Below are 16,749 nucleotides of genomic sequence, written 5' to 3'. Positions count from 1 at the left end.
TTTCTTGTCTGTACCCCAAGCTGAACCCTCTTCAGCTCTTGTGCAAGCGCGGACGCCCCTTGGGCAGGGGCGCGACACGCCGGTTGGGCTGCACATCCACGGCAGGCACCAGATCACCGAGTAGCCAGCCACGATGAGCTGCATAGCGGATACGCGCCAGACGCTCATCGCCCAAGCCCTGCTCCAGCAGTCGTCGATAGCTCGCCTGGCGTTCGAATGGCGTGTTGCCCAGCGCCCAGTAGCCTGCATGATCCGTGATCAGCGGATCTCGCGTCAGCCCAAGATGGTGACGGCAACTGGACCACGGATAGTGCTCAGCCGTGGCCGCCAGCCCAGCGCGCAAGGGGTTGAGCTCCACATAGGAGCTGACCGCCAGCAGCCATTCCCCGGGCTCGAGTACGGCGGCGCGGTAACGACCTTCCCAGAGCGTGCCCGTGCGTCGATGGCGATCATTGAACCAGCGCACGTAGCGCCGTCCCAAACGTTGCATCAATCCACCGATAGCCTCCGGAGCCGGTGGCGTGACAAGCAGATGCACATGTTCTGGCATCAGGACCCAGGCATGCAACTGAACGCCGGTTTCACGCAGGGCATCGCGCAAATGGCTGAGGTATTGCTGCTGGTCCTGATCATCGAGAAAGACCAGTGCGCGATTATTGCCGCGCTGGGTAAGCAACTGCGGCATGCCGGGAATATGGAGGCGGGGCAGGCGACTCATACGGACTCACTGCGCATCGGACAGCGCAAATAGGCGGCGGTGCTCCTTGAGCGCATAACGATCCGTCATGCCAGCAATGTAATCGGCAATCGCACGCGGACGATCTTCGTGGGCATATTCCTGATGCTGAGGCGGCAGCAGGCGAGGATCGTCCATCAACAATGTGAACAGATCTCGAATGATGCGTTTGGCCTTACTCATCTCGCGCAGCACCTGATAGTGCCAATACAGCTGCTCGCGGAGGAAGCGCTGCAATTGCTGCTGCTGGGCCTGCATGGGCAGGGAGAAAGCTATCAGGGGTGGTGCGGCATGCACGTCAGCCAAGCTGGCGATGCCATGTGTCGTCAGATTGCTTCGGGTCTGGGTGATCAGATCGATGGCCTGGGCGTTGATCATGCGCCGCACCGTTTCATGGATCAGGCGGCGCTGCGTCAGATCCGGATACTGGCTCCGAACTTCGGCACACGGGCGGGCAAAGGCCTCGATAGCCTCCAGTTGCTCAAGGCTGATCAGGCCGGCGCGCAAGCCGTCATCAACATCGTGGTTGTTATAGGCGATGGCATCGGCGAGGTTGCACAGCTGGGCTTCGAGTGACGGCTGCCGCCCTTCCAGAAAGCGCGCCCCCAGCTCTCCGAGCTGGCGTGCATTGGGCAGGGAGCAATGCTTGAGGATGCCCTCGCGCGTCTCATGCATCAGGTTTAAGCCGTCGAAGGTCGCGTAGCGTTCTTCCAGGCGATCCACGATGCGCAACGACTGCAGGTTGTGCTCGAAACCGCCATGAGGGCCCATGCATTCGTTGAGCGCGTCCTGCCCGGCATGACCGAACGGCGTATGGCCCAGGTCGTGCGACAACGCGATGGCTTCCACGAGATCTTCGTTGAGGCTCAACGCACGTGCCAGCGAGCGACCGATCTGTGCAACCTCTATACTGTGCGTCAGACGCGTACGGAACAGGTCTCCCTCATGATTCACGAAAACCTGGGTCTTGTATTCCAGACGCCGGAAGGCGTTGCAGTGAATGATGCGATCACGGTCGCGCTGAAATTCACTACGGGTCTCAGGCGCTGGCTCAGCATGCCGGCGTCCACGACTGTTAGCCTCGGTAACCCCATAGGAAGCCAGCGTCGTATCCGCCATGATCTATGCGCAACAACTATCGATGGCGGCAGCGATATCGACCAGAGGCGCGGAGTCACGGATCACGCCCTGCCCCACGGCCTGCAACAGGATCAGGCGCAGGCGCCCCTCCTCCACCTTTTTGTCGTGACGCATGAGTTCGATGTAGCGCTCCGCACCAAGTTTCGGCCCTTGCACAGGCAAACCGGCACGCTCGGTAATGCGACGCACACGGGCCACGTCCGCCGAGTGAATCATCCCAAGCCGAGCAGAGAGCTCCGCCGCCATCACCATGCCGGCAGCTACCGCCTCTCCGTGGAGCCAAACACCAAAACCAAGGCCTGTTTCGATTGCGTGACCAAAAGTATGACCGAGATTGAGCAGGGCACGCTCGCCCTGTTCGGTCTCGTCAGCAGCAACGACCTCCGCCTTGTTCAGGCAGCTACGTTCGACCGCATAACCCAAGGCTTCCGGGTCACGTGCCAGCAACGCGTCGAGGTTGTCTTCCAACCAATCGAGGAAAGGCAGATCGCGGATGAAACCGTATTTGATCACCTCGGCCAGTCCCGCTTGCAGCTCGCGCAAGGGCAGGGTCTGCAGACTGTTGATGTCCGCCAGCACCAGCTTCGGCTGGTAGAAGGCGCCGATCATGTTCTTGCCCAGAGGATGGTTGATCGCGGTCTTCCCGCCAACGGAAGAATCCACCTGCGACAGGAGTGTCGTAGGAATCTGGATGAAAGGCACTCCGCGCTGATACGTTGCCGCGGCAAATCCGACCATGTCGCCGATGACACCACCGCCCAGGGCAATCAGGGTGGTCGAACGCTCACAACGTGCTGCAAGCAGACCGTCATAGATCAGATTCAGAGTTCCCCAGTCCTTGTAAGACTCACCATCAGGAAGGATGATCTCGGTGATGTCCACACCCGCAGCCAACAGCCCTGCGCGTAAAGCGGAAAGGTGCAAAGGCGCGACGATTTCATTGCTGACAATGGCAACCCTGCGGGTACGAAGATGGGGCGTGATCAGACTGGCATCGGCCAGAAGCCCTTCGCCAATCCTGATCGGATAGGCTCGATTACCCAATGCTACGTCGACAGTGCGCATCGCTTTTCCCACTCGGCAAGTATCTTGTTGACCGCACCCCCCGAATTTAGGCGTGCGCCGTCGATGACCAGATCGGCAATTTCCCTGTAGAACGGATCGCGCTCGGCTCGCAACGCATCCAGTCGGGCAGCCGGATCGGCGACCTGTAGCAGAGGACGGTTGCTGTCGTTCCGGGTACGCTCAAGCAGGATAGGGGTAGGCACATCGAGATAGACCACCCATCCGGAATCACGCATCACCTGGCGGTTTATGGGGGAAAGTACCGCCCCTCCGCCCGTAGCGATCACCGCGGCACCTTCGTCTGCAAGCTCCGCGATCACCTGCGCTTCGCGCCGGCGAAAGCCTGCTTCGCCCTCCAGCTCGAAGATAATAGGGATTCGTACGCCTGTCCGGTTGACGATCTCATGATCGGAGTCATGAAAAATCCGCCCCAGGCGCCGCGCCAGCATCCTGCCGATGGTGGTCTTGCCAGAGCCCATCAGGCCTACGAGATAAATGTTGCCGTTCTTGGTATCCACGGCCGAATTCTAGCCCGGATTCAGGGCACGCCTCATACGAAAAAGCCCGCGACCTCAAGGTCTGCGGGCTTCCGGGCTACAGCATCAGGAGGTCAGCGCGTGACGACCTGATCGGTCAGGATGCGCGGCGTAATGAACACCAGCAACTCGGTTTTGTTGTCCTTGCTTTCCTTGTTGCGGAACAGGGCACCAAGGAACGGGATATCGCCCAGCAACGGAATCTTGGTCGTCACTGAGCTGGCCTCCTGCTGGAAGATCCCACCGATTACCACGGTTCCTCCGTTATCCACCAATACTTCACTCTTGACGTGCTTGGTATCGATAGCAACCCCGGCGCCAGTGGAAATCTGGGTGTTGGGCGTATCCTTGTTCACGTCCAGCATCATGGATACGCGCCCATCCGGCGTAATCTGCGGCTTGACCTTGAGAGACAAGTTGGCCTTGCGGAACTGAATTGCCGTAGCACCCGAGCTGGTTGCAGTCTGGTAGGGGATTTCCACCCCTTGCTCGATCACTGCCTCGATCTGATCGGCAGTCATGACGCGTGGCCTGGACACCACGCGACCACGGCCATCGGATTCAAGCGCAGAAAGCTCCAGATTGAGCATGCCGGTACCGCCTGCACTCAACAGGGTCAACCCGATCTGCCCAGCACTCTTGCCAGAAATCGAGGATGCGGCATTGGGAAAGTTCAGCACATCGGAAAGATCCGGCTTATCCGCTGTCGCGTACTGCGTGCCTGAAACACCGGTGTAGGCCGTCGTGGTATAGGTATTCTGAGCCGGGCTACCGCCCAAGGTATAACTCCCTCCCGTTCCCAGACTCTTGGATTGCGTCACGCCAAACCGGGCGCCAAGATTCTTGGCAAAGGTATCTTCTGCTTCGATGATCTGGGCCTCGATGATCACCTGACGCGAAGGTACATCGATCTCGTTGAGCATGCGTCGCACATCATCCAACCGGGCTGCCGTATCGGTCACGATGAGCTTGTTGGTCCGTTCATCCATGATCACCGAGCCACGCTTGGACAGGATGGTCTTTTCCTTGTCCTTTAATACGCCGTCATAAATTGCCTTGGAGCTGTGATAGTTGATCTGGAAGGTCTCGGTCCGCAGTGGCTCGAGGTCACCGATCTGTTGCTTAGATTCCAACTCCAGCTTTTCGCGTGCCGCCAATTCTTCACGCGGCGCGATCCAGATCACGTTGCCATTTTTGCGCATGTCCAAACCCTTGGCCTGCAACACGATCTCCAGTGCCTGATCCCAAGGGACATCCTTCAAGCGCAGAGTCAGCGAACCTGCAACGGAGTCGCTGGTAACGATGTTGAAATTGGTGAAATCCGCAATCACCTGCAACACTTCACGCACGCCGATATTCTGGAAATTCAGTGACAGCTTCTCGCCGGCATATTTCACGGCACGGCTACCGCCTTGTACCAATTTGCGCGGGTCTTCCTGCACGGACTTGACCTCCAGAACAAACTGGCTGTCAGTCTGGTAGGCATTGTGTTCCCAAAGACCGGTCGGGGTGATCACCATCCGCACCCCGCTCTCCTGCTCTGTCGTGGAGATCCCGGTCACCGGCGTGCCGAAATCAGTTACGTCAAGATTGCGGCGGAGCCGTTCAGGCAAGGAGGTCTTCAGAAAGTCCACGATTAGGTTACTACCTGCTTGCCTGATATCGATTCCCGTATTCGTGTCAGACAGATCGATGACCACACGCCCTTCACCGTCCTTACCTCGACGGAAATTGATGTCACGAATCGCGTGCGTATCGGGCCCCCCAGGTTGCTCGGCAAATCGCGCAGTCGTTGTCAGCTCCGCAGACTTTGCCACCGCTGCAGCCAATGAAATCACCACGTCCTTGCCCTCGACTCGTGCTTCATAACTCAGAGGCTTGAGCAGATTGACAACCAAGCGGGTCCGGTCGGCGACCTGCACGAGGTTGACACTACGGACATCACCTTCACCGATATTCTGGACAGACCGATCCAAACCATTTGCCGTAGAAGGCAGATCCACCGCAATCCTGGCCGGGTTGGACACGCTAAAGCTGCTGAGCTGGCCGGTCAGCGCCTGGCTGAGTCCGATACGGATCGTAACCACGCCGCCACTGACGGTACTCTGGATTGATTCGATAACGCTGCGCGTTTCCTTGACAGGAGCCGACTGGGCGTACGCGCCGGACAGGCCGACAAGCCCGGTCACTGCGCAGAACACCGGCGCAATCAGACGCTTAATGGATTTCATTTGTGGGTCTCCTGCTCTTGCAGCTGCAAGCTACTGAAACGCTCAACCCAGTCGCCATTGGCGTCCTCGATGAGCTCCTTCAAAGTGATCTCGCCTTCGGTGATCTTGGTAATCACACCGAAATTCTGGCCAAGGTAATTACCGCTTCTGACCTGATGAACAGCTCGGTCTGCCTGTATCAAAGCAATCGGGCGGCCATGCATGGTCATCATGCCGACCATCCGCAGAGATTCCAGCGGATAGGCTTCCAATGGCTCCCGACGGCGGTTTTCATCAGGCTGATTGACGCTACGCCCCTTTGCGGGCTGCAAACGCGCTTCCTGAAATGGATCCACCAGTGCGGATACTGAATAATCCACATCCTGAAATTCCTTCAACGGCGGCAACGGCTGGATCTTGCCCTGCATCCCTTTTGCTTCATTTGCCATCCAGGCCTTGAGATCCCGGTGCTCATCTGCACACGCTCCCAGTAGCAAACTGATGGCGGCCAGCAACCAAATCGGTTTCATTTCATCTTCCCCGTGCGCTGGAGGCTATTTTTTCCGTTTGGCCGCCGCAGCTTTGTCGCGTCGCTGCTGCGCAACCTCTTCATCGTCGAGATAACGATAAGTGACAGCCGTTGCATTCATACGCATCACGCCATCCTTGCCTGGTGCAAGATCGACGTTACGCAAGGTGACAATGCGGGGAAGCTTGGCCACGTCATTCACGAACTGGCCAAAATCATGGTAACCACCGCTGATGGAAATCGTGATCGGCAACTCGGCGTAAAACTCTTTGACGCTCTCAGAACCCGGCCGCCATAGCTCGAATTGCAATCCCCGACCACGCCCTGCCTGGTTAACATAAATCAGCAGGGACTCCATCTCTGCCTTGTTCGGCAATTGCTTGAGCAATGCGCCAAATTGCCGGTCCATTTCGGCAAGCTGGTTACGATACTCATCAAGATTGACTGCCTGTTGCTTCTTTCCTCGCCATTCATCCTTGAGCTTGACCTCTTCCAGCCGAACTCTTTCGAGCTCGTCCATTTTGCCTTTCCAGTCAAACCACCAGCCACCGGCCACAACCAGGATCAAAAGAAGGATCAGCGCAGCAATCCGGGGAGCCAGAGGCCACATCCCAGGGTCATTGGGATCCAGCTGGCGGAAATCGTTTAGGAACTTGTCCAGACTCATGATTTCCCCTTACCCGTCTTGGTCGTCTTGGCCGGAGCAGCAGCAGCCGTACCCGTTTCGGCAGGCGCATGCTCGATCTCGATCCGCAGGGCAAACTCACCCACGCTTCGGCCCTTGAAACTGATCTTCTTGATTTCCTGCAGCGCAGGCTTTTCAAAGATGGGAGACGCATCCAGGTTACGCATCAGCTGCGAAACACGGGCATTGGACTGTGCATACCCATTCAACAGGACACTGTTGCCGGTTTGCTTGACTGCCTTGAGGAAAACGCCTTCGGGCATTTGAGTCACCAGTTCGTTGAACATGATGACCGTCTCGGTCCGATTGCCTTGCAGGGATTCAATAACCTGCTTGCGTGCCAACAGCGCCTGGGTCTGCTCCTTGATGCGTGCTATTTCGGCAATTTCCTTATCAAGAGAAGCGATTTCCCGCTTGATGAAATTGTTGGTTTTAAGCTGGCTCTCGATCTGACTACCGATCAGGGTTGTACCGATGAACCAGACGATGCCGCCAACCAGCACCGTCAGTATCGCAAGGGAAATGAACTGCTGACGCCGATCCTTTCGAGACTGCTCGCGGTGTGGCAAAAGGTTGATGCGAATCATGCGTCGAACCTCCTCAAGGCCAAGCCACAGGCGACCATCAGTGCCGGGGCGTCAGCAGCGAGGTTCTTGGGACGAACCCGTTGTGACAAGCTCATGCCGACAAAAGGATTGGCGGTCTTCGTGGGGACTTGGGTACGGCTGGCAACCACCTGATCTATCCCGGGAATCACCGCGCACCCGCCCGATAAAACGATGTTGTCGACTTGGTTGAACTGTGTGGAGGTAAAAAAGAACTGCAAAGCCCTGGAGACTTCCAGTGCAACGCTTTCAGTGAAGGGTTTGAGCAGTTCATGCTCATAATCTTCAGGAAGACTGCTGGAACGCTTGGCTGCCTCCGCTTCTTCCGTGCTCATGCCGTAATTGCGCGAGATATCCTGAGTCAGCTGATTGCCGCCGAAGGCCTGCTCGCGGGAATAAAGCACGTTCTGATCGCGCAGGATCGTCACCTTCATCACCTGCGCGCCCAGGTCGACCAGAGCAACAATCTTGCCTCGCCCGGCATCAGGCAAGCGCTTCTTAATAAGCTCGAACGCAGCCTGCGACGCGAACGACTCGACATCCATCACCAAGGCTTTCAGCCCAGCCGCCTCAGCAGCGGCTACGCGATCTTCCACTTTTTCCTTGCGTGACGCCGCGATCAAGACATCGACTTCTTCTGCACTGCCCGGCGACGGACCAAGCACCTGAAAATCCAGATTTACCTCATCAATGGCAAAAGGGATGTACTGGTTGGCTTCCGACTCGACCTGCACTTCCATTTCCAGCTCGCGCAAGCCGGCCGGCAGCATGATTTTCTTGGTGATGACGGCCGCGGCAGGCAATGCCAGCGCAACCTGGCGGGTGGATGACCCCAGGCGCTTCCAGGCACGCCTGATGGCGTCGGCGACAGCCTCAAGGCTGGCAATATTGCCGTCAGTTACTGCATCTCGTGGGAGCGGCTCAATGGCATAGCGCTCGAGTCGGTACTGGTTGGATCCGGCTTCAGCCAGCTCCACCAGTTTTACTGCCGAGGAAGATATATCCAAGCCTATCAAGGCTTTGGATCTACCTCCCAACAAGGATTGGATATCCATAGCGCTGAGCCACCCAATAAAACTACTTTTAAATCAAGACATTAAGTGATTCTACGATAAATCACTTTAAATCCTAGCAGTAAGTTCAGATGCATGTAAAGCACAGGGACGCCGAACGGTCGAGCGCACGGTTTCAACGCTGAAAGCCCTATTTTTCAGGGGCATCCGCAGCATGCTAGCTTACTTGGGTGAGTTCCCGGCGGCCATTCGTAAGCTTCCTTCAATGACAAAGGCGCACGGAAGCGACACGTCAATCTGGCATAGCGAACCGTCAGCAGCCAGTATCAATTGAAGCAATAGCCACAGAATGCCCCACTGTGCTCATCCCAACAGTCTCTTATGCAGATGGAGAATGAAATGCCCAGCACGCTCAAGATCGATCTGAACATCGATAAACACAAGCGCCCGACACTGGTGATCGCCTGCCCCTCGTGCCAGCACGAGCTGACGCATCATCTTGAAACCTTGCTGCCGGACAGCACGCTGAACTGCGAAAAGTGCAATTCAGGCATAGGTGTAACGCGGAATGACTTGCTGCGCGCGCAGGATCTATATACCCGCATCCTGATCGACGACGGGGGCAAAACCTAAACGAACAAGATATTCCGCGGAGCGCTGAAATTCATTCCATACCACCAACAGGCGGTATGTAATCGAGGCACGGAAACGAAAAAAGGCCCATCCGTAGGATGGGCCTTTTGACTGGAATTTGGTGGTGTAGTCTCCTACTAGAGAGAACCTTCCTGCCTCACCGGCGAGGACACCGCAGGCGAGATTATATACGATGCGGAGGTCCGGGGGGACTTTGGCTGTCTCCGCGCATTTCCGACCTTCGATAGCTTGCGCTGCCACGGTCAGCGCCCGGGGTTCTTGACCTTCAGATGGCGGCATGAATAGCGCTGCTGCCCCCAGGACACGGCGAAGGTTTCGGAAACCTCGTACCAGTTTCCGCCTGGATGGCCACCGCCGTGGTTCTCCCCCATGCAGGAGCATTCGCAATGAAAGCCCGACGCATTCCAGCACGCCGGAGCGCATTTTTGGTGCTCCCGGTACAACTGGATCACATAGACCTCTTGGCGTCGTCTCAGCGCAAGTTTGATCACGCTGTCGAACCACGCAGTCGGAATTTCCCAGGCCTTGAACTGCGCACACCAGTCGGGCTTCGAGCGTCGGCCATCCCGCAGCCACTCCATGTTCCCCTCGGCGAACGGAATGCGCGCCAGGACCGGGAGTGGCTTATTGCGCTTGAAGATGACCGGGATTTTTCCCTGACGCCAGAGATCCTTCAGTTGCGAGTCGCTCAGATCCTGTGACATAAGGGACTCGACTCCCTGCCTCAGCGCTGCTTGTTGGCTTGGGACAGGACCGATGCCGCCAGTTCTTTCGTCTCTTTAGCGTATCGGTCGCTGGCCAAAACGCGTGCGGCCTTGTCTTCCATCTGGGCGCCGGTCTGTTTGTCGCCGCTGCGCTGAGACAGTGCCGAAGCGGCCAGACTCTTGGCCACTTGCGACGAACTGCTGCTTTGCAGCGTTTCCGACGCCAGCCGACCAATTCGTGAGGACGTCTGCTTTGTGTTCTTGGACATCGCTGTTCCTTTCACATCAGGATTTGAAGACGGGCCGGAATGGCACCACCTTATTGCCTTGGGCTGGTTGGTCATCAACCGGCTTCTGGGTTGCTTTCAGTCGCGCAAACTCCACGACATTGGTTTTGCCCTGAAAGTAGCCTTCAGGCAATCCGGCGAGTGCTTCCACGTCGCCCGCAGCCAGTCCGATGTGTCTCGGGATGGCGTCCAAAGGCATGACCTTCTCTTCGACCAACAGGTCGATGGTGCGACGAAGCAGGCGTGGCTGCTCTGGTCGACGATCCTCGTCTCCGGGTTCTGATTTCGCACCCCACCGAGCAGAGCGACGCTTGAAAAGCATCAGAGCGCCATCTTCATTCAACATCTCAAGAGCCTTCAGCCGCATGATGATCGCCGCCGCCGATACGCCCCAACGGCGCTTCAGCAGCAACAAGTCATCTAGAGTCGGAGGCACGCGAACTTCGCTGGCGAACGTTTCGGCGGGCAGCAAAAAAGCGCCTGCGAAACGGTGTGCCTGCGCTTCCATCATTTTGTGGCGCGCGTTGTCTGTCGTGCGCTGAATGTGACGATGCAGGATCAGATGCCCGACCTCGTGAGCAAGATCGAAGCGACTGCGGTACCCATTGTTTTTGTCGGCGGACAAAAGAATGAGCGGTCGCCCCAATGCTTCACTCCAAGCCGATAGCCCTTCGATCTGAGCGATGCCGGTTTCTTCCCGGACGACGATCACTCCAGCGCCTTCTACTGCCAGCGCCAAGTCTTGAATCGCCGAACGGCCCAAACGCCACAGATCCCGGCATTCGCAGGCAGCCTTCTCGATGTCCTCGTTGGTGATCTGTTCCGGCTCGGTGTAATCACGAGAGGGTAAATTGACATCGGGGTAGTCAACGTACTCCATCAGGGCAGCCGCCACGTCCTGAGCCCACTCAAGGCGGGCCTCAAGCATGGCTCGTGCAGCGACGTGCACTGACGCGTTGCTGCGAAAAAGCGGCAACGACAACTTCGCCCCGGGCGCACGCGTAAACGCACGCGTAAACCATTCCGGCGTGACGTTGACCACGCCAGCAAGGCGTTCAAGCGCGTCACGCTCAGGCGCTTGCGTTCCTGCGCGCCACTTGCTGATGGTTGCCGGAGACACATCGACCATCGAGGCCAGCTGGACTTGAGTCAGACGACGGGCCGCAAGAATTTGGCTAAGTCGATCTTTCTGAAATCCTTGTACACCGCCCCTGCTCATGATCCTGTTCCGTCTTTGTCTTGTTGTTTGCCAATGTTCTTCTTCAGCTTCGGCACAGCCAAATCGTCCTGGCCTGCTGTCGGCTGCTGGTCGTAGCGCTTGATGAATGCGTCAATGGGTTCCCGGAAAAGCCAGCCTTGCATGTGGCGATCTGGGACCGCGATTTCGATGGAAACGGGTGTGTCCGGCTGGCTATGCAACGACCCTGCAAAGCAGGCCACGACGAACACAACCGCTTGGGATGGCTCCACGTAGCCTGAAAAGAGCCCGGGTTGAACCAGTGGCTCGATGGCCGCGTTTGCCAGCGACATCTGTTTTCGGGTTTCGCTACGCCGCCCGCTGTTCCAGACCCCATACTTGGTGTTGAACCGTGCCAAGGTGAAGATCCCAGACCGGCCTGTGACGATCTGATTGCCGCGAAGCGGTGAAGGAGAGGCGTCTGCAACGGCAAGTGCACGATGGAAGGACTCGTTCATATGGAAGTGGCGCAACTGCCCCACCACGCTGGGCAAGTGCCCGTCATCCATCCCTCGCGCCGCAGCATAGGCACGTTGAGCGCCGACCAGCTTGGCTTCTTCGAGGCCCATGACAAGCTCACGCGGGATATTTCTTACGAGCAGGTCATGGATCGTTTCTTGGTTTGGCTGGGCCATTGGCAACTCCGTCATCGGAGATTTCGTTCAAGCGGATTCTATCATCAAATAGTTTCGCTTAAAAGGTTTTTGTGTAGGTGATGCTGCGATTGAGGCCGTAACGCCCCCGATTTGTAGCGCGCCCAGCGGATCGTCTGCCAGCGGGGATACCGGGAGAATGTGGGCTAAATGTTTCGTTTTGTCTTCCAGAAGTTGCATTCGACGAAATAACGGAACATACTCCCACCATGCTCGCCGACACCCACACCCAGCGCGTCCTCGATCTGGCCAGCCAGAAGGGGCTGCTACGCGCCAGCGATCTGGACGCCATCAGTGCGCCTCGAGTCGTTCTGACGCGCTTGACCGCTGCGGGTCTACTAGAGAAGGTGGGGCGTGGCCTGTACCGTCTGCCGGATGCAGAGATTTCAGAATTCGAGAGCCTTGGCACCATCGCCACCAAGGTACCCCAAGCGGTGTTCTGCCTACTCACGGCCCTCCAGTTTCATGAGCTGACCACACAGCTGCCTTGTCAGATCTGGATCGCCATGCCACGGGGCAGCCACCCGCCTCGTGTCGATTACCCGCCCGTCAAGATGGTGCAGTTCACGGGTGATGCCTACTCGGCAGGGATTGAGGAAGTCGAACGCGATGGTGTCAGGCTCCGGGTGTACAGCGTCGCCAAGACCGTGGCGGACTGCTTCAAACACCGTAACAAGATCGGGCTGGATGTGGCTCTGGAGGCGCTGAAAGACGCCCGGGCGCGCAGCAAGGCATCCGTCGACGACATCTGGCGTTTCGCCAAGATATGCCGCGTGGCCAACGTGATGCGCCCCTACCTGGAAAGCGTCGGATGAGTGCGGCCACCCCAAATGTCGCGGCATCCGTCCGTGCGCGCCTGCTCAATGTCGCCAAGGCACAAGGCGTAGATTTCAATCAGGTGCTGGTGCGCTTTGCCTTGGAGCGCATCCTCTATCGGCTGACCCAGTCGCCGCACGCTGACCGTTTCCTGCTCAAAGGTGCGCTGCTGTTCACGCTCTGGTACGACATGCCACACCGGGCCACACGCGATGCCGACCTCTTGGGCTTCGGTGCCAGCGATCTGGAGTCAGTGGCCCAGGTATTCCGGGACATCGCAGCCGTACCGGTCGACGACGGCATCGTGTTCGACCCAGCCTCCGTCACGGTCGAGGAAATCCGCAAGGAAGCAGGCTACGGTGGCGTTCGCGTGATGATTGCAGGCGATCTTGCCAGAGCACGCTGCAAGACCCAGATCGATGTCGGCTTCGGCGACGCCGTCACCCCGGCACCTGTTGATTCGGTCTACCCAGTACTGCTGGAGGAAATGCCCGCACCACGACTGCGGGCCTACCCAACGTACACCGTCATCGCAGAAAAGCTCCACGCCATCGCTTTGCTGGGCATGACCAACAGCCGCTTGAAGGACTACTTCGATCTGTCGGTGCTGTTGGAAAGAGAAACTCTGGACACCGATCTGCTGGCCCAGGCGATCAAGGCCACGTTTGAAAGACGGGGCATGGCAGTTCCTGAAGCGCTGCCAGTCGGCCTGACGGACGAGTTTGCACACGACGCTTCGCGCCAGGCGCTGTGGCTGGCATTTCTCAAGAAAAACGAACTTCCGCCAGAACCCTTGGCCGCCATCGTTGGCCGCTTGAGCGTGGCATTGGCCCCCGCGTTGAACACCGTCGCTCGTTGAATATCCCTTCATAGGGCAGCCGCTTCGCGCCCTTCGCCACGGTCAGTGGCGGTCTCCATACGGACTTTGCATGGAGACCACGATGACTACCCGACTTTGCGCACACTGCGGCCACCCCTTCGAACCTCTTCCGCAGGTTCCCGACCAAGCCTTCTGCTCCGCCCCTGAATGTCAGCGGGCACGCAAGCGCGAATGGCAGCGGGCAAAACTTCAATCCGATCCTGACTACCGAATCAATCAGCAGGCGGCCCAGCGAGCGTGGTCACAGCGCAATCACGACTATTGGCGCAATCACCGAGACGCACAACAGGTCAACGGCGATCAAGGGGAGCAACCTACCACCGCTCATCGGCAGCCAGTCATCGATCCGGTAAAGATGGACGTGTCAGCTCTGCCTTCCGGCACCTACCGGATCACAAGACGTCCAGATTTTCCGAATGGAACACCGGGCTCTTGGGTGGTCGAAATCACGCTGCTGTACGAAACCTGTGAATGCAAGATGGATGCGTCAAGAGATGACTTGATCGACACCCAGGGAATCCAGCCTTAACTTCAAGCCCAAATGGGCTCTCGATCATCCTGGATGGCAATAATTTCAACCCTGTGCATTCCGGCCGCGCATTGCAGGCCACGTGTATGCCATTGAGGTGAAAGGCAGGCCCGAGAGCAAGTTCACACAACATAAAGTGATCGGGTCTATGCAGGCAGAAGAGTTCTCCATTCCGGGGGCGGATCAGCCACCGACATTTCGGGCCGCCGAGTACGTTCGGATGACCGGCCTGCTGCCGCACGAGGCAGTCGCGTGAAACGAGTCCCACTTGTAGCCGATGACCTCGGCGTGATCTTCGTAGCCAGCACCCTCGGTGGACCAGTCGATGAACTCCTGGCGCCCTTCGCCGGCTGTGGCGTGGTGGCAGGCCATCGCTAGGTGGAGCCACTCTTCGTAGTGGCCTTCACCGAAATCGTCGGGGTCCAGTATTTCCAAGTTGGCCGCGAGCATCTCGGGAGTGATCTCGCCCCAGCGGTCATGCTCGCTCCCCTCCGGCTTGTCCAGGCGGCGGATGCGCAGTAGTTCAAGCAGCGCGGACTGTGCCTGCGGCGTCTCGTCGGGGCCGAGCAGCCAGAAGTCCGACTCGTAGCGGTGCCCCGTCTCAGGGTGCACGGCGCCGGGTGCGACCACCTGGCCACCCACGGTCTTGAAGTCGATGCCGGGATAGGCTGCCAGCTTTCCGAAGGTGGCGACGTCAGAGGGTTTCCGTAGGTAATAGTGATGCCCACCGCCACCCGTGGCAACGTGGGGGAATGTGCCCAGATCCAGTCCCAGGTTGGCGGAGAGCTTCGCTATCGAGTCGTCTCCGCCGTTGCGCGGGTCCACGTCGATGACGAGGTCGGTCGGCCGCAGGCGTACGCCCAAGTTGCCGCTACGTGCTCGTGCCTCGGCCAACACGACTGCCAGATCGTAGGTGCGACGCGGCCAGTCCTTATCCCTCGGCGCCTTGCTGTTTGAGCGCAGGGGGATCAGCTCGTAGCCGGCGCGCACCAAGAAGTCAGCGTCGTCGAACGACGGCGTCTCGCGGAGGGTGGTGGCGGCATGATTGACCTGTTCATGCTTGTCGAGCCCGTTCTCCAGGGGCGACTCCTTGCGCCCACGGTCTTGTTCGCCGTGGGCGTTCTCTTTTGTGCTCATGACTCAGCCCTCCGACTTCGGGGACAGGCCGCGTGCGACGAGCGCTGCCTGGGCGCAGCGCTTCATGCCGTCGCCCATCGGCTGGCCCTTCGCGTAGTCGCGCAGGTCGCCCATGCGGTAGCGGATTAGCTTCGGTCCGATGCGGGTGAATTTGGGGCCGCCACCCTGACAGCGATACCACGCCAAAGTGCCATAGGTCAGGCGCAGGAATGCGGCCGCCTCCTGGGCGGTGGCGAGAGCATCATTGGGTAAGGCGTGCAGATCGGCGAGCTGCTCGGGGGTGAGTTGCTTGGGTACGTATGGGTTTGGCATCTTTCGACTCCAGTCGAACAGTCGGCCACGGCCTAAACCGTGGAGTGATGACTGCCCGCTGTACGTCGCGGAGAAGAACCCATATTCCCCGTCAGTCGGTGCCGAGGTAGGTCTCGGCTGTTTGGGCCGCCGAAGGCCGATTCGTTGGCGATTGGTGGCGCCGACAAACCCAATAGTACACAACTACTCTACGCAGCGCCGCCAACGTTTCTATCTTGTCTAGGCGAACCGTATCGAATCCGATTGGTGACCGTGGCTCGGTACCAGGAAAGACGTAGCCGGACACGGTAAAGGTCGCCTGGTGAGACCTATAGCCCATCGGGTTACCGAGTGCGTCCGGGTAAAGCTATTCTTTAGGTTTTGATTGGCGAGGGGGCATACAGTGGAAATAGAACCCGAGAAGAAGCTGGGAGCGCAGCCACCGGACCTGCCGAGGCTCATCCAGGATGCTCTGGCGGAGCTGGGATACGACGCGGATGCGGCCACGGTGGCCGAGCGGGTTCGCCGCTTGGATATTGGCTTGCCGGTCGAGGACGAGTTCTCGGTCGTGTGCGCTTGGCTCGGAAAGTGCCAGCTCCTGCACAAGCTCGACCAGCACCAAGTCCCCATAGCCTCCAAGCAAGAATTCCAGGTACCCGACCTGCTGGCGAAGTTCTCGACGCAGTCCAGCAAGTTCCCCGTGTTGATAGAGGTGAAGTCGAAGAACGACAAGGTCCTGTCCTTCAAGCCCGACTACCTGAAGCGCTTGCAGAATTACGCCGACTTGGTGGGCATGCCTCTGCTAGTCGCGTGGAAGTTCCACAGTATTTGGATGCTGTTCGAAGCAAGGCACATGAAGAAGGCCGACAAGAACTTCAACATCACCCTGAACACGGCGTCGCAGGAAAACCTGCTCGGCGCCCTGGCTGGCGACGTCGCTTACAAGATCGGTGCAGGCGCAGGGATACATCTCCGCTTCCGTAAGGATGAATCGCCCCCGGTTCACTAGACACTTCGAAGCCTTAAGCTGGCAACCAAGTGG

20 protein-coding genes are annotated in these 16,749 nt (G+C 58.3%); 5 read left to right on the top strand and 15 right to left on the bottom strand.

The window, feature by feature from the left end:
* Nucleotides 1-31: 31 nt before the first annotated feature.
* From BGI27_RS12455 to BGI27_RS12415, 9 genes are all read right to left on the bottom strand, one after another.
* The gene (locus BGI27_RS12455) at nt 32-718 is read right to left on the bottom strand and encodes a transposase (protein ID WP_095525188.1); all 687 of its coding nucleotides are present in this window, start codon (nt 716-718) and stop codon (nt 32-34) included.
* Nucleotides 719-724: 6 nt separating this feature from the next.
* The gene (locus BGI27_RS12450; RefSeq protein WP_095525187.1) at nt 725-1,855 is read right to left on the bottom strand and encodes a deoxyguanosinetriphosphate triphosphohydrolase; all 1,131 of its coding nucleotides are present in this window, start codon (nt 1,853-1,855) and stop codon (nt 725-727) included.
* 3 nt (nt 1,856-1,858) lie between these two features.
* A complete protein-coding gene (aroB, locus tag BGI27_RS12445; RefSeq protein WP_095525186.1) occupies nt 1,859-2,941 on the bottom strand; it encodes a 3-dehydroquinate synthase in 1,083 nt (360 codons plus the stop codon).
* The gene (locus BGI27_RS12440; protein ID WP_141239759.1) at nt 2,923-3,459 is read right to left on the bottom strand and encodes a shikimate kinase; all 537 of its coding nucleotides are present in this window, start codon (nt 3,457-3,459) and stop codon (nt 2,923-2,925) included. Before BGI27_RS12440 ends, aroB begins: the two co-directional genes overlap by 19 nt.
* 92 nt (nt 3,460-3,551) lie before the next feature.
* Nucleotides 3,552-5,708 carry a type IV pilus secretin PilQ gene (locus BGI27_RS12435; RefSeq protein ID WP_095525185.1) on the bottom strand — a complete coding sequence of 719 codons (2,157 nt, stop codon included), beginning with the start codon at nt 5,706-5,708 and terminating at the stop codon, nt 3,552-3,554.
* Nucleotides 5,705-6,217 carry a pilus assembly protein PilP gene (locus tag BGI27_RS12430; protein WP_095525184.1) on the bottom strand — a complete coding sequence of 171 codons (513 nt, stop codon included), beginning with the start codon at nt 6,215-6,217 and terminating at the stop codon, nt 5,705-5,707. Before BGI27_RS12430 ends, BGI27_RS12435 begins: the two co-directional genes overlap by 4 nt.
* Nucleotides 6,218-6,241: 24 nt before the next feature.
* Complete coding sequence (locus BGI27_RS12425; protein WP_095525183.1) at nt 6,242-6,883, bottom strand: type IV pilus inner membrane component PilO; 642 nt, start codon at nt 6,881-6,883, stop codon at nt 6,242-6,244.
* A complete protein-coding gene (locus tag BGI27_RS12420) occupies nt 6,880-7,488 on the bottom strand; it encodes a PilN domain-containing protein (protein WP_095525182.1) in 609 nt (202 codons plus the stop codon). The genes BGI27_RS12425 and BGI27_RS12420 overlap by 4 nt, the downstream gene beginning before the upstream one ends.
* Nucleotides 7,485-8,561 (bottom strand): pilus assembly protein PilM, encoded by a 1,077-nt coding sequence (locus tag BGI27_RS12415; RefSeq protein ID WP_170943032.1) that lies wholly within the window; start codon nt 8,559-8,561, stop codon nt 7,485-7,487. The genes BGI27_RS12420 and BGI27_RS12415 overlap by 4 nt, the downstream gene beginning before the upstream one ends.
* A gap of 357 nt (nt 8,562-8,918) precedes the next feature.
* Between BGI27_RS12415 and BGI27_RS12410 the strand changes: the two genes are divergently transcribed.
* Nucleotides 8,919-9,152, top strand: a complete 234-nt coding sequence (locus tag BGI27_RS12410) for a hypothetical protein (RefSeq protein ID WP_095529987.1) — start codon at nt 8,919-8,921, stop codon at nt 9,150-9,152.
* Nucleotides 9,153-9,415: 263 nt separating this feature from the next.
* Here the strand turns inward: BGI27_RS12410 and BGI27_RS12405 are convergent, their stop codons facing one another.
* Genes BGI27_RS12405 through BGI27_RS12390 form a run of 4 tightly spaced genes read right to left on the bottom strand, consistent with a single transcriptional unit; the run spans nt 9,416 to nt 12,036 of the window.
* The gene (locus BGI27_RS12405) at nt 9,416-9,877 is read right to left on the bottom strand and encodes a hypothetical protein (protein ID WP_095525180.1); all 462 of its coding nucleotides are present in this window, start codon (nt 9,875-9,877) and stop codon (nt 9,416-9,418) included.
* Between the two features lie 20 nt (nt 9,878-9,897).
* A complete protein-coding gene (locus BGI27_RS12400) occupies nt 9,898-10,146 on the bottom strand; it encodes a hypothetical protein (RefSeq protein WP_020200504.1) in 249 nt (82 codons plus the stop codon).
* 16 nt (nt 10,147-10,162) lie between these two features.
* Entirely contained in the window at nt 10,163-11,383 is a 1,221-nt protein-coding gene (locus BGI27_RS12395; protein ID WP_095525179.1) for an XRE family transcriptional regulator, read from the bottom strand.
* Complete coding sequence (locus tag BGI27_RS12390) at nt 11,380-12,036, bottom strand: hypothetical protein (RefSeq protein ID WP_046432185.1); 657 nt, start codon at nt 12,034-12,036, stop codon at nt 11,380-11,382. Before BGI27_RS12390 ends, BGI27_RS12395 begins: the two co-directional genes overlap by 4 nt.
* Nucleotides 12,037-12,263: 227 nt before the next feature.
* On the opposite strand from BGI27_RS12390, the gene BGI27_RS12385 reads away from it, so the two are divergent.
* The 3 genes from BGI27_RS12385 to BGI27_RS12375 all read left to right on the top strand — a co-directional run bounded on the left by BGI27_RS12385 (nt 12,264) and on the right by BGI27_RS12375 (nt 14,279).
* On the top strand, nt 12,264-12,869 hold the full coding sequence (locus BGI27_RS12385) for a type IV toxin-antitoxin system AbiEi family antitoxin domain-containing protein (protein ID WP_095525178.1): 606 nt from the start codon (nt 12,264-12,266) through the stop codon (nt 12,867-12,869).
* The gene (locus BGI27_RS12380) at nt 12,866-13,729 is read left to right on the top strand and encodes a nucleotidyl transferase AbiEii/AbiGii toxin family protein (protein WP_095525177.1); all 864 of its coding nucleotides are present in this window, start codon (nt 12,866-12,868) and stop codon (nt 13,727-13,729) included. Before BGI27_RS12385 ends, BGI27_RS12380 begins: the two co-directional genes overlap by 4 nt.
* A gap of 82 nt (nt 13,730-13,811) precedes the next feature.
* Nucleotides 13,812-14,279: a hypothetical protein gene (locus BGI27_RS12375; protein ID WP_095525176.1), complete on the top strand. Its 468-nt coding sequence runs from the start codon at nt 13,812-13,814 to the stop codon at nt 14,277-14,279.
* A gap of 183 nt (nt 14,280-14,462) precedes the next feature.
* Here the strand turns inward: BGI27_RS12375 and BGI27_RS12370 are convergent, their stop codons facing one another.
* Together BGI27_RS12370 and BGI27_RS12365 are read right to left on the bottom strand one after the other, a co-directional pair.
* Entirely contained in the window at nt 14,463-15,416 is a 954-nt protein-coding gene (locus tag BGI27_RS12370; RefSeq protein ID WP_095525175.1) for a bifunctional DNA primase/polymerase, read from the bottom strand.
* A gap of 3 nt (nt 15,417-15,419) precedes the next feature.
* Nucleotides 15,420-15,728, bottom strand: coding sequence for a DNA-binding protein (locus BGI27_RS12365; RefSeq protein ID WP_095525174.1), 309 nt, complete (start codon nt 15,726-15,728; stop codon nt 15,420-15,422).
* Between the two features lie 382 nt (nt 15,729-16,110).
* On the opposite strand from BGI27_RS12365, the gene BGI27_RS12360 reads away from it, so the two are divergent.
* Nucleotides 16,111-16,716, top strand: a complete 606-nt coding sequence (locus BGI27_RS12360; RefSeq protein WP_223871785.1) for a hypothetical protein — start codon at nt 16,111-16,113, stop codon at nt 16,714-16,716.
* Nucleotides 16,717-16,749 lie beyond the last annotated feature (33 nt).

This window comes from Candidatus Dactylopiibacterium carminicum, from assembly GCF_014736495.1.
Lineage (GTDB): Bacteria > Pseudomonadota > Gammaproteobacteria > Burkholderiales > Rhodocyclaceae > Uliginosibacterium > Uliginosibacterium carminicum.
The sequence above is the reverse complement of the archived record's forward strand: the minus strand, read 5'-3'. Positions and strand labels throughout refer to the sequence as shown.